This window comes from Winogradskyella helgolandensis, from assembly GCF_013404085.1.
Classification (GTDB): Bacteria; Bacteroidota; Bacteroidia; order Flavobacteriales; family Flavobacteriaceae; genus Winogradskyella; species Winogradskyella helgolandensis.
This window is the reverse complement of the sequence record NZ_JABFHO010000001.1, coordinates 1,710,070-1,725,247: the sequence shown is the minus strand read 5'-3', so window position 1 is coordinate 1,725,247 and position 15,178 is coordinate 1,710,070. Positions and strand designations below refer to the sequence as shown.

General features: G+C 33.1%; 8 protein-coding genes. 2 read left to right on the top strand and 6 right to left on the bottom strand.

What is annotated here, in order from left to right; all coding sequences use genetic code 11:
* Positions 1-169: 169 nt before the first annotated feature.
* The 3 genes from HM992_RS07040 to HM992_RS07030 all read right to left on the bottom strand — a co-directional run bounded on the left by HM992_RS07040 (position 170) and on the right by HM992_RS07030 (position 4,690).
* Entirely contained in the window at positions 170-1,513 is a 1,344-nt protein-coding gene (locus HM992_RS07040; RefSeq protein ID WP_179319179.1) for a T9SS type A sorting domain-containing protein, read from the bottom strand.
* 314 nt (positions 1,514-1,827) lie between these two features.
* The gene (locus tag HM992_RS07035; protein ID WP_179319178.1) at positions 1,828-2,595 is read right to left on the bottom strand and encodes a T9SS type A sorting domain-containing protein; all 768 of its coding nucleotides are present in this window, start codon (positions 2,593-2,595) and stop codon (positions 1,828-1,830) included.
* Positions 2,596-2,776: 181 nt separating this feature from the next.
* Entirely contained in the window at positions 2,777-4,690 is a 1,914-nt protein-coding gene (locus HM992_RS07030) for a sulfatase (protein WP_179319177.1), read from the bottom strand.
* Positions 4,691-5,024: 334 nt separating this feature from the next.
* Here HM992_RS07030 and HM992_RS07025 point away from each other — a divergent pair, with 334 nt between their 5' ends.
* Complete coding sequence (locus HM992_RS07025) at positions 5,025-6,947, top strand: T9SS type A sorting domain-containing protein (RefSeq protein WP_179319176.1); 1,923 nt, start codon at positions 5,025-5,027, stop codon at positions 6,945-6,947.
* 55 nt (positions 6,948-7,002) lie between these two features.
* Positions 7,003-9,135: a hypothetical protein gene (locus HM992_RS07020; protein ID WP_179319175.1), complete on the top strand. Its 2,133-nt coding sequence runs from the start codon at positions 7,003-7,005 to the stop codon at positions 9,133-9,135.
* Positions 9,136-9,536: 401 nt separating this feature from the next.
* Here the strand turns inward: HM992_RS07020 and HM992_RS07015 are convergent, their stop codons facing one another.
* The 3 genes from HM992_RS07015 to fbp all read right to left on the bottom strand — a co-directional run bounded on the left by HM992_RS07015 (position 9,537) and on the right by fbp (position 15,164).
* On the bottom strand, positions 9,537-9,887 hold the full coding sequence (locus tag HM992_RS07015) for a DUF4047 domain-containing protein (protein WP_178984314.1): 351 nt from the start codon (positions 9,885-9,887) through the stop codon (positions 9,537-9,539).
* Between the two features lie 109 nt (positions 9,888-9,996).
* Complete coding sequence (locus tag HM992_RS07010) at positions 9,997-14,121, bottom strand: hybrid sensor histidine kinase/response regulator transcription factor (RefSeq protein WP_179319174.1); 4,125 nt, start codon at positions 14,119-14,121, stop codon at positions 9,997-9,999.
* 41 nt (positions 14,122-14,162) lie between these two features.
* Positions 14,163-15,164, bottom strand: a complete 1,002-nt coding sequence (gene fbp / locus HM992_RS07005; RefSeq protein WP_179319173.1) for a class 1 fructose-bisphosphatase — start codon at positions 15,162-15,164, stop codon at positions 14,163-14,165.
* Positions 15,165-15,178 lie beyond the last annotated feature (14 nt).

The following is a 15,178-nucleotide window of genomic DNA, read 5'->3' as shown; positions in this document are numbered from 1 at the left end:
AAAAAATGGAGCATTATTTTAATGATAAAGGACACAATCTTCTAGTGAGGTTTACATTAGAAATAAGTGCAAGTGACTATTTTTAGACGCTGTAAAAACATAAAAGAGTCCCATAGCTAATGCAACTTAGGAACTCTTTTTTGATTTAATTTTCTATTAATAGAACTCTCTAATTCTTTACAATTCTAATTGTCTTAGAACCAAACTGCGTCTTAATATTCGCAATGTAAATCCCTGTTGCTAAATCACTAATATCATAATTAGCTTCTTCGCGAAATGTTTTTAATAATTGACCCGTAATATTATAGAGTTCTACACGTTCAATACTATTATTAGAATCTATTTGAAAACTGTTAGTTACAGGATTAGGGTAAGCAACAATAGAGGAGTTATTTAATTCAAAGTCATTTACAGGTAATGTGGTTGCAGATGGTCCTTGAAAAGCATCTAAATAATATACATTTCCTGTAGCGAGAAAATCAGCATCTGGTTGATCAAATAATAGGTTTACAGTACTATAAGATACACCATCTGTAAGTGTAACTCCTGTAAAATCAAAGGTGTATTCTTCCCATTGATCATAAACAGTAACATCAATTGTTACGTTCTTTTGTCCTACTGTTTCAATTCCATCTCTCAAAAACAATCTTAACCTTCTACCTGAACTGCCATCTACATTCGTGGACGGTGCATAAGCTCTTATTTTAAAAATAGCAGCTGATTGATTTGCTGAAGTAATCACAGCCGGTAATTGAAACTTTAATTGTGAGTGTACTTCTTCTCCTTTTGTAAATTTAGCAACTAATGGACTGCTGTTTCCTGTAGTTGTTGGTGTCGATACTGCTGATCCTTGTTCTAAAAACTCACCTCCTAGCACCTCATTAAGTGTTACGCTAAATGTATCTGGGCTATAGTTATGATACCACTCATTTCCAGATTCTAAAACGGCTTCTGCATCCAAAGGTGGTTCAGGCACATTCTTATCAGTAACGTTAAATTTATATAATCTTGCTGCAGTAACTCCTCCTGATGTTCCTAAATCTAAATCTGTAATTTCAAATGTAATAGGCGTTGGTGTAGTTGAAAATGTAACAGCTCCAACATAAGTAACAGATAATGCTTGATATGTACCAGTACCACCATCAGTTTCACTATAAGTAAATGTTTGTGGTGTTTCAGTACCAACCGTAATTTTTATAGCCAAAGTATTTCCTTCTTTTTTTCTAAAATCAAATGAAATAGTACCGTCAATAGTACCTGATGACGTTTGAGCAACAAGGTCGAACGTACCAGCAACATCGTTAGAACCAGCTTCATCAGCCACTATTTGAGTACGATTTGGTGTTGCAGGTGCTTCTGAAATAGTAGCAGCCGTACCAGTAGAAACTGAAGTTACCAAAGGTGAAACCATAGTGAAATCTTGATCTGCTGCATCCACCGTTATAATAGCTTGCGCAAATGCGAACGTCGTGGCAAATAAAAAGGACATGATAAAAAGTAATTGTTTTTTCATAATAAGAAGTTTTAATTAGTTAATCAAAGTTAGTTATACAAGGTGGTTTCGCTTTGCTTATTTCAATCAAAAACTTTTCTTTCAAAACTATTATAGTTAAATAATGGGTTTATTGCCTAATGAAGGGCATTCTCAAAATGAGTCTTAAAAGCATAGACATTTCACAGATTAATTAGTGGTTTAAACTGAGACAACAATATTTTGTGACGTTGCGAGAAAACAAAAAAGTTCCTTAGTTAAATTTAACGAAGGAACTTTTTTAAATAAATTTATAACAACAACGTTTGTTGCTTTAAAAACTGGAATACAGAATCTTATTCTTTTACAATCCTCAAGGTTTTAGAGCCAAATTGCGTCTTAATATTTGCAATATAAATTCCTGTTGCTAAATCACTGATATCATAATTAGCTTCTTCGCTATATGTTTTTAATAATTGGCCCGTAATATTATAAAGTTCTACACGCTCAATACTAGTGTTAGACTCTATTTGAAAGCTGTTTTTTGCAGGGTTAGGATAAACTTTAACACTTGTCTCTTGTGTTTCAAAATCATCTACACCTAAAGATACATTAGAAAATCTAAGCCAATAGAATCTAATTCTAGCGCTATTAGAAAGGTCTTGTAAAATATTAATATCCAATGTTATCGTTTTAGGAACAGATGTAATCATTACATTTTGGGAAAATGTTAACGTATCAAATGTCTCAAAACCATTAAGGTTGCTTGCACTAGCGTCAGCAGCTAAAGTAATTGGTGCGTCAGTTGTGCCATCAACAGTCATAGTTACACTCCCAGAATTACCAAATAATTTTCTTACGTGAAAAACAATTGATGTTTCGAAATCTGCTCCAGAAGAAACTACATCAAAACTAATAGATCCATTAAGAACTTCTGGTATAGTTGCATTAAGATGAGCACCATTTCCGTTTGGTGCAAAAGGTCCTCCAGTTTGAGAATAATCTGTACTTGCTATACTGATCTGCTGTGTTTCAGGATCCAATGGATCAAGCACTGTTGCTTGCCCAAATGTAACACCTGTAGCAAAAAGTAAAATTGCTGTAAAAAGTAATTGTTTTTTCATAATTTATATGGTTTTAAAATTAGTTAGTCAAAATTAACTCTATTATTCTATTTTTCTTTGCTAAATTAACCCAAAAGTATGCTCCTTTCTTGCATAAAAACTTAAAAACACTAAAAAACAATGGTTTATAGTTTTATTTTTCAGCTAAAGACAATTGTTGTAAACTTAATAGAAAACTTAATTATTTACTACTTAGAGCATAGCTAGAATACTTCTTTTTCTCCTTTTTAAGAAATTTGATCGTAGGCATTTCAGGATAACTAACTAGGAAATTATTGGCATCAATTACATTAATAATATAATGCGTTGTGCCCTTAGGTAAATTAGCCGTTATGGTGCCATCAGCGTTTATCTTAGCATCTGTTTTAAACCACTCTTCGTAACGGTGGCCTCCATTGGTGGTATAAATTAAATCAGCCTTTATCGCCTCAACTCCATTTTCTTTATATTTAAATGTAACTTGGTTATGGTCTTTTGATGCAGATAACACAGTGGGAATCGTTTCTTTATGCTCCATAGCACTTTTGTTATAGGGATTGTAAGACGGATAGCTCGCTTTCATTTCTGTTAAAACAGAAGTCAATTGCGCGTTCATTTCTTTTGTTTTTTCTGGATAAGACGACGCTAAATTATTTACCTCCTCAATATCCACACGTTCTGCGACTCCATTCTTGGTGGTATATAATTTATATAATTCAAATTCTGGTGTTCTAGGGTTATTTTTATAATCATAATTTCTAATGAATTTATAATCACCCACTCGTAACGTACTTTGGTAAGAAGCATGGGGAAAATGCCACATCATCGTCGTTCTTTCATTGCCGTTTTTATCAAGTACCAATTTAGAATCGGTAGGGTCTTTTAATAACAACGTCGATAAATCAGCACCATCTAAATTTTTATCTTTTGGTTTCTCAATTCCTAATAAGGATAGAATTGTTGGGTAAAAATCCAATCCGTTTACAACAACATCAGACTCTACTCCTTTTTTTATTCCAGGTCCTGAAATCATTAAAGGGACTCTTGTCCCACCTTCTTTAGCGTTTATTTTTCCTTTGTCTAATGGATAATTATCAGTAAAAACTTCTCCTGGATGTCCTTCCATGCCTCCATTATCTGAAGTAAAAATAATATAAGTGTTTTCACTTAATTTATGACCAGGCCAACGTGGATCATCCGTAGTTTCTAAATAATCAAAAACTTGTCCTACATAATAATCTAACATTTCTACCATGGCCGCATAATACGGATTGTTCTGCCCTTCTACCTCCCAATGATCAGGGTCTGTTGGAAAAGGCACGCCTAATTTTTCACAATACTTCTCTAAAAGTGCTTTACTTCTCGTGTGAATTGGCGCATGCACAAGAAACGTCGCATAGTATAAGAAAAATGGATCTTGTTTATTTTCTTTTAAGAAATTTAAGGCATCCTGACTGTTTTGATGGTAAGGAAACCCGTTTTCATCTAATCGGTAAGGATCAGACACTTTAGTTGTTGCAAAATCGGTTAAACGATGTGGTTTTTGTGGACTCGTTGCTCCACGATCTGCAGTAGACACATCAAAGCCTTGATCTGTAGGTTGCGGAAATGCAAAGTGGTTAATAGCCATATGCCATTTCCCTGTATGTCCTGTGGTATAGCCTTTTTCTTGCAATACTCTAGCCAGTGTCATTTCGTTCTCTGGCATACGTCCGCTATACCAAGGATCCATAATACGCTGTGTGTCTTTGTTTCCATAAACCGTGGGTGGTGCACCACCAACCACATGTGTTTTTTGCGCTCTCGCTGGATGATTCCCACTCATTATAGCACATCGGCTAGGCGCGCAAGTAGGCGCTGGAGAATACGCCTGCCAAAACTGGACTCCCTTTTTTGCAAAAGCATCTAAGTTTGGTGTTTCGTATGGAGAAGGCTCGTCAATATCATAAACTTTCACATCTTGCCAACCTAAATCATCTGTAAGTAAAAGTAGAACATTGGGTTTTGGTCTATTTGTGCCCTGAGTATTTTGATGAGTTACTTTTGAATGTTGTGTATTACAGCTAAAACATATTATGCCAGCAATAATACATTTGATATAATCTTTATATGCCATCTCAGTTTTATTAAATTATTTATTTGCTCTTAAGAGCATTATTAGCATTTCATTGACTTCTGCGAAATAACAAAATGATACCGTAATAGTGTTTCTTATATTACTTAAAACCTTGCTTTAATCCACCCATTTATCATATTACTACAATTTGATCTATGGATTGCTAACACCCCTTTCCAAACCGACAAAAACACAAGCAAAACAATAAAGCTATAACATTCTTATTCCCAGATGTTTCTAAAAAAATTATTGTGAAGGATTACAGTAAGAAGCTGACTGATTAGAGAAACCACAATAACGGCCTGTCCATTATCTTTATAAAAAATTAAAAAGCATGATTAACAAAATTAATATAATAATTCTATTTATATTTTTTAGCTTAATTCCAGTTGCAGCACAGCAAGTTTGGTACGAAAATTCAAGTCAAACAAACAACATCCAGTTTTCTAACACGCAACAAGGACTATTTACTACAGATGAAGCAAACCCTGAGACCAATGGTATAAACACCAATGCAACTGTTTCTAAATTTGTAAGAGATGGGCAAGAAAATTCAAGAATTATATTTAATTTATCAGAACCAATAATCGACTTATCTTCTTTAACAATTTCATTAAAAGCATACACATCTATACAAACTTCTGATTTGAACACCACAAACAGTAGAATCCGATTATTTTTTAAAAACTCAAGTATTGGAGGATCGAGCAACCTATACAAACAAGCAAATTTTTCTGTAGGGGAAACCTGGGAAACTTTTACTTACGATTTTGATCAAGAAACAATGCCTTCCGATGTTTTAATTGCTGGAGGTTACGATCAAATTATGATTGTATTTGCTTCTGCAGATACTAGCGGATTAACATCAACTTATTATATTGATACTATTTCTGGGAGTTTTGAGCAACCCTTACGAAATGCATTATTTTTATCTAGTTCTTGGGGTGTGCGGTTTAATCTAGATGGAGGTTATCGGTTAGACAACTCTAGTAATGATGATTGGGTAGCTGGCGCACAAGACATTGTAGATAATTTACCTGCTGTTGGTCATGTCATTACAAATTTCACACATCCAGCACATGGTTATTATTATACCTTAAGAGATAATCCTTATGTAGATATTGCCAATGAAATTCATCCAGATATGGTGCCTACTTTAGAAAATGAACAAATCATTCTTGACGTTATTGATGTTTTTAGAAACTCAGGAAAGAAAGTTATTTTATATCTAAATGGTGCGGGACCAGGACATCTTCAAGGCAATAGTGACAGAGAATTTGAAATTTTAGCAGCATGGGAAAATTATTATAATACTGAATTTGCTGGCGATGAGGCTTTAGCATGGAGAACTTTGGTTAAAGGCTATCTTGAACGTTTTCAAGGCTTGGTAGATGGTTATTGGTTAGATAATTTAGGTAATCTACCCGGAGAATTAAGTGATTTTGTCGCTATGATTAGAGAGGTTGATCCTAATATAGCCATTGCTACAAATAGTAACTCAACATATCTAACGGATGAAAATGGGGATGTTTTATATGTAGATACAGATGCAACTGACGACGAGGACCCAACAGATTATAGAATTAGAAATTTTGCAATCAATAATCCTTATATGGATTTCACTGCTGGTCATCCTACTCCTCTAGGACAAGGAGCGCCTCCAAATTCGTGGGCCTATGAAGAGTTTCTTTTTCCTTTAATTGCTGAAGCACCTTGGGGCTCTTTTGATGGTAGTAAAGACGCTATAAAACATTATTTTTGTCCAATTAGGGAGCGTTGGAGTGTGGCTAATGCTGATTTAGTTTTTGAAGTAGAACAAGCTTATCGTTTTGTAAGAACATTAACAGACGCCGGAGGGACTATTACCTACAGCACCACCATTACAGATGGTTTTATTACTGATGATGAAATGGCAATAATGCAAGACATAAATGATAGAATGGTGCAAATACCAAAACCAGATTACATACCTTATGTAAGGCCAGAAGGCGCTTATTTAGTCGGGGAAGTCTTAAGCGTTGATTCTGAAGATGATTTTTATAAGATTGCTTTATTTCCAAATCCGGTAAAACAACACTTTAGCTTATCAAAAGGAATTTCTTCTGCAATTATTTACAATGCTAATGGACAGGAAATACTAATATTTAAAAGCAATCAAAACTCTTTTGATGTTTCAAAACTCGTTAAAGGCGTTTATTTTGTAAAAGCGTATACAGCAACTAATGAAATTCAGGTTTTTAAATTTATAAAACAATAAAAACCACATTCATAAATATATAACTAAACAACAAACATTAAATCACTCTACTGATATGAAAAACAAATTATTTACTGAAAGAAAAACGTATTATAAATATATCGCTTTTTGCGTGTTGTTACTTATGGCTTCTTTTACCTACGCACAAGTTGGTGTCGGAAATACAAATCCACAAGCCACTTTAGATATTACAGCATCTAATCAAGCAGCACCTTCAAATGTAGATGGCATTTTAATTCCTCGAATTGATACCTTCCCTGCAACAAATCCTACTGCTGCGCAAGATGCAATGCTTGTTTACCTAACCACTACGGTTGGTTTAAATTCTAAAGGTTTTTATTACTGGGATCAAGCAACAACAAGTTGGATTCGGTTTTCAAGTATTGAAAAACTAAACGATCTTTCTGATGCAAAATCTGATGTAGATGGTACTAATGACGGTTCTTCCGTTTTTATTGGGATTGATGCAGGATTAAATGATGATTCTTCTCATAATCAAAATGTTGGCGTTGGTTATAACGCATTAATGACAAATGTAGATGGTGATGCTAATTCTGCTTTTGGATATGAAGCTTTGAAATTAAGTACAGGCATAAACAACTCTGCTTTCGGATTTAAAGCCCTAACAACAAATTCCGCAGGACGAAGAAATTCTGCTTTTGGAAGGGGTGCTTTAGAAGGAAATACGACTGCATTTTTTAATACTGCAATGGGAACACAAGCATTAACTACCAATACAACTGGAGCAAGCAATGTGGCCGTAGGTGAATCCTCATTGTTTTCTAATGACTCTGGAAGTAATAATACGGCAGTTGGTACGAAAGCTTTGTACACTAATACCGGTAACGATAATGTTGCGATAGGTAATTTAGCTTTGTATGATAACGTATCTGGTGATGGCAATACCGCAGTTGGTACAGAAGCTTTAACTAAAGCCACAGTAGATTCTCTGACTGCTGTTGGTTATCATGCTTTATTTAAAAATGTAACTGGAACATCTAATACAGCAGTTGGTTACGAGGCGCTTAATGAAAACGTTAGTGGAAGTAGTAATTCTGCGTTTGGTCATGGTGCGCTTAGATCTAATACATCAGATTCCCTGACTGCCGTTGGTTATCATGCTTTACACACAAATACAAGTGGTGCACAAAACACAGCTGTAGGATACAAGACACTTAATAATGTTGTTACTTCTAATAACAGTTCTGCATTTGGTCATGCAGCACTTAGTGCTAATACATCTGGTAATAATTCTGCCTTCGGTTCATTTGCAGGAGATGAGTCTTCTGGAAACTCTAATGTACTATTTGGTAATAGAGCTGGTAGTAATTTAGCAGGAGATTCGAATGTACTTGTTGGTCAACATTCTGGTCGTGAATTAGAAGGAGATAGCAACGTGTTTATTGGAAAAAGTACTGGTCGCAGAACAACTGGAAATAATAACGTTTTTATTGGCCATAATGCTGGTTTTACTGGTACTCAGACTGCGGTTGACAATACGTTACTAATTGAAAATTCAAGTAGTGCAACACCATTAATCTATGGAGAGTTTGATAACGACATTTTAAGAGTAAACGGAGAGTTACAAGTTGCTGAACCAGGTGTAACCAATGGTTACGCTTTCCCAATTGCAGATGGTACTGCAGATCAAATTTTGGTTACCGATGGTGCTGGTCAGTTAACTTTTGAGGATCAACAAACCATACCTGTTGTACCAGATGTGTCTACGTTTTCACTAATTACAACTACATTCGACGATGCAAATCCACCCCAAACAATAACTATGGCAACAGCAATGGATCCATGGGATAGAATAGATTTTGATACTGTTACTCTAAACGCTACAGGATCTGCAGAACTTAGTTCTGGCAACCAATTTGTTGCAGCAACGGCAGGATACTATAGAGTTAATGCTAGCTATCATACTGTAGGCAGTCAAGACAATACAGAGTATTTTGGAATAGCAGTTTTAAAAAATACAGCTGTTGTACAAGAATTTTCAACAAATCATTATAACAATAGCAACGTTGCACCAGACGTTGATAGTCAAGTAGCTAGACAGATATCAAGTGTAGTATATTTAGCTGTTGGAGATACTGTCGAAATCCATGCTCAAAGTTCTGCGGCAGGAGTAGTGATTGATAAATTTTCTGGCAAAACATATTTTACAATTGAGCGTATTAGATAAAACGTGTTAAAAATTCTTTTTAAAATAGCTTCTTGGTCTTCAAGAAGCTATTTTTTTTTTGTAGATATATACAGAGAATTACTTTTCTAATTACAGACTGAATTTATTGATTAATATAGAATGTAAATCCATATTTACAACTAATAATATTGAGTTTTATGTGTTTTAACTGTACCGCAAAAGCAATAAATCTATAGGTAACGGTATAAGTTCATTTTAATTATTACATGAAAGTAAATGGCTTAAAATAAGCCATAAAAGATATGATTGATTATTAACACTTTTTTAATCTTTATGGTATAAAAAACTCATGCCCTTTAAAAGTAATTCGTTAATGGAATACTTTTAAAGGGCATGAAATCTAATGTCTAATTGAATAGGAATTTCCTATTAAACAGAATTTACTTTTTCTTCTTATTCTTTCTGGATGCCAACTTTATTTCTTTAGCTCTGTCTTTTCCAAAGGCTTTATTAAGAGACTTAGAAAACTCTTTATTACTTTCTTTTCTTTTTTCTTTTATCTCTTCAGAACCTTTTTCATACTTCTCATTAATTTCAAAAGTAGCCTTCACCTGTGCTTCTTTTAATGTTATTAATGTTTCCTTTTCTTCGCTCGTTAGTGTTAACTTGCTTTCTACAGCTTCTACATATGCACTAACTTTTTGGTCTATTTTTTTATCTGCATTATTTTGAGCAAATACAGAACTACACATTGCGATACTAAATACGAGTAGTAAAATTGTTTTTTTCATAATTTTAAAAATTGTTTAAGATTAATTATTTATTTGAATAACAAACTTAATTAATAATAACATTAATGGCGTTCTATCATTCATCATTTCGTTGCTGAAAACTATCATCTTATCGTTTTGAATACTCAGATGGGGACATACCATGTAGCTTTTTGAATGAGGTAGAAAAGTAAGAATTAGATTCTATACCTATTTGATACATCACTTCCGCAACGTTAAAACCACTATTACTATCTAATAATTCCGCTGCCCTTTGTAACCTAAAATTACGTAAGTAAGCATTTGGAACTTGCCCTGTAAGTTGTTTCAATTTTCTATAAAAATGAGAGGAACTTAAGCCTGCTTCTGTAGATAATTCTTCTACTCCAAAATTTGAATTAGATAAGTTCTTCTCGATGATTTCGGTGATGTTCTCTAAGAATTCGAGATCCCTTTTAGAGAATCCTAATTCCTTTTTGTCTTTTGGGGGTAAACTATTCTTTGAAAAATAGTCCTTTATCTTAACATTATTCTCTATTAATTTTTTCAGTCTAAGCTCAAGATGCTTTAAAGAAAATGGTTTACTAATATATTCATCAGCTCCAAACTCTAAACCTTTAATTAAATCCACATTATCCCCTAAAGCAGTTAATAATAAAACAGGGAGTTGGCAAGTTTCAGGATTTGCTTTGATGCGTTTACATAATTCAAAACCATCCATCTCTGGCATCATAACATCACTTATAATAGTACTAAACTCTGTTTTTTTAATTGCTTCTAATGCTTCAACACCATTATTTGCTATTGTGATATTGTATTTGTCCGACAATGCATTATCAAGAAAATCTTGGATATCCAATTCATTTTCGACAACTAAAATACTATGCTGTTTTTCACTTTTCTTAGCATCATTAGGCTGATCAATAGTATTAACTTGTAAAGGCACCCAATTCTTTATGAATGATTTTTTTATACCGGTGTCTTCAATATTAACCTCTTCAATAGTTGAAGATGGAATAATAATTGTGAAACGGGTTTCTTTATTCATTTTACTTTTAACGGAAATACGACCGTTAAATAATTCGACTAAAGATTTACAAAAGGATAGACCAATTCCACCTCCACTAACATTTCCATCTTGGTTTCCTAATTGATAAAACCGTTCAAAAATATTATTTAAACTTTCTTTAGGGATACCTTTTCCTGTGTCAACAACATCTATTTTAATATTCTTAATATCATCTTCAAATACAATGGAAGCTTCTATACTAATAGTCCCTTGAACCGGTGTATTTTTAAAAGCATTAGACAATAAATTAAAAAGTATTCTTTCTAGTTTTTCTACATCAATAACAATCTCTTCATTAGGAGAACTTATTTTGTAATAAAAATTAATGTTCTTTTCTAAGGCATAATTCTCAAAAGCTTCTGTTGTTGGATATAAAAAGTCGCCTAAAGTAGATTTTGTAAAGTTTAAGTTTAAATACCCTTGTTCAGCTTGTCTAAACGTTATTAACTGATCTATTAAACTTAAAAGTCGATGCGTATTTCTCTTAATAATGGCTAAGAATTTTTCACTTTCAGGATTTGTATTATTGTCAATAACTCTATCTAAGGGACCAGAAATTAAAGTTAGAGGTGTTCTAAACTCATGAGATAAGTTGGTGAAATATTTAAATTTACCTTGGTTAACAACTTCCATTCTGTCCTTATCTAATTGCTCATAGATTAGTTTTTGTTTTAATTTTTCATGTTGAACAAAATAGAAAACAATCCCAACACCAACACCTAAAAATACAAGGACCAATAACGTGTAGCTCCACCAAGTTTGATACCAAAGGGGTAAAACAACCAATGTTAATGTCTTCGCTGAATCACTCCAAACACCGTCTCCATTAGCGGACTTTACCTTTAACGTGTAGGTTCCATCTGACAAATTAGTATAGGTGACACTCGATTTTCCTTCATCTGTTTCTACCCAATCCTTATTAAAGCCATCTAATTTATAAGCTATTTTATTTTTCGCAGGAGCAGTTGTATGCTCAGCAACCAAATTAAAGGAAATGATACGCTGACTTTTAGAAACCGTTACGGTATCTGTTTCCGAAATGGCTTTTTTTAGAATCGTAATATTATTTAATTTTTCACCAATCTTTATAGGTTTGTTATTTATTAGTAACGACGTAATTAAAACCTTTGGAGGTTGCCTGTTTAAGGCTATTTTTTGTGGATCGAAAATAGTTAAGCCATTTAAGCCTCCAAAATACATATAGCCAGATGCGCCTAAAGTATATGCAGACTGTCTAAAATTATTTTGGATTAGACCATCACTAACATCAAAGACATTTACTTTGGTTGTATCTGTATTAAACCGAACTAATCCCATATCGGTACTCACCCATAAATTAGCACTGCTCTTTTGTGGTAAAATTCCATAAATAACATCATCTGGTAAGATATTATTTTTTCTAAAATACTCTATTCTCAATGGATTACTGTCAGTATCTAATTCCAATTTATTTAAGCCCCCACCAAACGTACCAATCCAAATATTCTTTTTATCATCTTCATGAAGGGTGAAAACACTGTTGTAACTTAGTTTACTACTCCCTGTTTTATTGTTGTCATATTCTCTAATAACTTCAATTTTTCCACTTTCATATTTACATTGCAGCAAACCATTATCTGTACCAAACCAAAATTGACCATTACTATCATGCAAAAAGCTTTGTACTTTACTAGCTGTTATATTTAAGGTTGATTTAATGTTGATTTTTGGTTCCCTAGATTCATCAATTGCTTTCCAAGGATTTTCTATAACTATAATTCTATTTCCTGCTAAAACAATTTCTGTATCATTTATTTGCGCAATTTTTCGGGTTAAAAAGAGAGGTCTCTTATCTGCTTTTGATAAGAATTCAATCGTTATAAAATCTTTACGTATTGGGCTATAAACAATGACTTTCTTGTCTGTACCAAACCAAATATAATTTCTTTGATCTTGATAAATATATCGTATAACATCAGTAATGCCAATAGGTAATTTACTTTCTAAATCTTCAAATTGAATTTTATCTATATTGCTTTCATTAATGGCTTCTATACTTCTAAACAATTTTTTATTATATCCTGAAACCCAAACCTTACCGTTGTTATCTTCTAAAATTGAAGTGATTAAATTATCTCCAATAGAAAACTTATCATAAGGGTTGTTAGTATAAGAATAAAATGGTTTTTGATAAAGATCTAATTTATTAATTCCACCTTGTGCAGTACCCAACCAAAGTACATCAAAACTATCTTGATAAACCGCGTTGATTTGATGACTACTGATGCTGTTTTTATTCTTTGGATCAAAATTAAAATGCTTATAGGAATTTAGAATGGGGTTAAATTTATAAAGTCCATCACCACTAGTGCCTATCCATATGGCATTATCAATATCCTTAAAAAGGCTATTAACGTAAAACTTAGAATCTTCGTTTGGAACTTCTATTTTCTTGACTAAATAATCTGAGTTGGCATCTAAATTAGAACTGTACAAACCTTCTGCTGTTCCAATCCAAAAGATATTATCTACTTTTATGATTTCAGTAATCTCTTTATCTTTAAAAAAGTCAAAATCATTAAAATCTGGAAGTACCGTTTTTAAAATTGAACCGTCTGATTGGTACATTACTTTTGTTAACCCATCATTTGTACCTAATATAAGCGATGACTTAAGTCCAAATGTAAACGTGTTAATCTCTAGAGGTTTTCCTTTTAAATCAAGAAGATTCTCCGATACTTCAAAAACACCATTGCTAACATCTTTTAATTGGCATCGTATTAAATCCTTTGAAGACGTTATCCAAACATAGCCGTCATCCTGAGAGGCAATCTTATTAACATCGATGTTATAACTAAGTGGCACTTTGAAAAACCGTTCTAACCAAGGGACGTATATATTAAGCCCAACATTGGTACCTATCCAAAGTATACCATCTTTATCGTTAAATAAATACGTAACATTATTACTAGAAATGGCTTGCTCACCTTTAGATTGGGTACTGAATGTTTTAAACTCATAGCCATCATAACGAATTAAGCCATTTGGGGTGGCGTACCATAAAAATCCATATTTATCTTGTTCTATGGAATTAACAGTATTCTGATTAAATCCTTCTTTATTAGAAATTCTTTCAAAATTTTGAGAATAAGCTTGTTTAGTAGAGAGTGTAATTACAACACAAAGAAAGCATATAATTCTAAGCATGTTATATATTTAGTTTGACACAAGAATATACGTATTTTAATCTATTGACGAATAAATTCAAGTAATTTTTTTATCATAGAAGGACTTCCACAATAAAATGGAGCGCGCTCATGGATATGAGTAGGAATAATATCTAATATACTTTGCTCACCATCAGTAGCAATACCATCTGCTTGCTCTGTTAAAAATGCCATAGGATTACATTCGTAAAGTAATCTGAGTTTTCCGTCGGTATTAACGGTACTGTTAGGATATAAATAAATACCTCCTTTTATCATGTTTCTATGAAAATCAGAAACTAATGACCCAATATAACGCTGTGAGTAAGGTCTATCTTCGTCGACCTCCTGACAGTATTTTATATATTTTTTTACAGCTTCTGGAAAATGACTATAATTTCCTTGATTAACAGAATAAATAGAACCATTTTCAGGAAATTTCATATCAGGGTGTGACAAATAAAAAGATCCAATAGCTGGGTTAAGTGTAAAGCCATTAACTCCATCGCCAGTGGTGTAAACAATCATAGTAGATGTACCATACACAATATAGCCAGCACCAACTTGGTTTCTACCGGGTTGTAAAAAATCTTTTTCTTCTACAGGAGTTCCAGGAGGAGTTAATCGTCTATAAATTGAAAAAATGGTTCCGACCGACACATTTACATCAATATTTGATGAGCCATCTAAAGGGTCCATAAGTACAACATACTTACCATTCGATTCTTTATCGCGTCCTTCGACGGTTATAAATTCATCATTTTCTTCAGATACAATACCACAAACAATATTTCTGTTTTTTAAAGATTGAATAAATGTTTTATTGGCAAAAACATCTAATTTTTGCTGATGCTCACCTTGTACATTAACATCACCAGAATCGCCAAAAAGATCTACTAAACCCGCTTTATTTACCTCATGATTAACCACCTTTGCTGCTAAACGCAAGGCATTTAAAAGACTGGATAGTTCTCCACTAGAAAAGGGAAAAGAAGCCTGGTTTTTAATAATAAATTCTCCTAAAGTCGTTTTTTGATGACTCATAATAATCTTTTATT

Excerpts from the sequence above, each read along its gene's own strand:
- HM992_RS07040 (WP_179319179.1), bottom strand. The coding sequence starts at position 1,513 with ATGAAAAAACAATTACTTTTTATCATGTCCTTTTTATTTGCCACGACG.
- HM992_RS07030 (WP_179319177.1), bottom strand. The coding sequence starts at position 4,690 with ATGGCATATAAAGATTATATCAAATGTATTATTGCTGGCATAATATGT.
- HM992_RS07025 (WP_179319176.1), top strand. The coding sequence starts at position 5,025 with ATGATTAACAAAATTAATATAATAATTCTATTTATATTTTTTAGCTTA.
- HM992_RS07020 (WP_179319175.1), top strand. The coding sequence starts at position 7,003 with ATGAAAAACAAATTATTTACTGAAAGAAAAACGTATTATAAATATATC.
- HM992_RS07015 (WP_178984314.1), bottom strand. The coding sequence starts at position 9,887 with ATGAAAAAAACAATTTTACTACTCGTATTTAGTATCGCAATGTGTAGT.
- HM992_RS07035 (WP_179319178.1), bottom strand. The coding sequence starts at position 2,595 with ATGAAAAAACAATTACTTTTTACAGCAATTTTACTTTTTGCTACAGGT.
- fbp (WP_179319173.1), bottom strand. The coding sequence starts at position 15,164 with ATGAGTCATCAAAAAACGACTTTAGGAGAATTTATTATTAAAAACCAG.
- HM992_RS07010 (WP_179319174.1), bottom strand. The coding sequence starts at position 14,121 with ATGCTTAGAATTATATGCTTTCTTTGTGTTGTAATTACACTCTCTACT.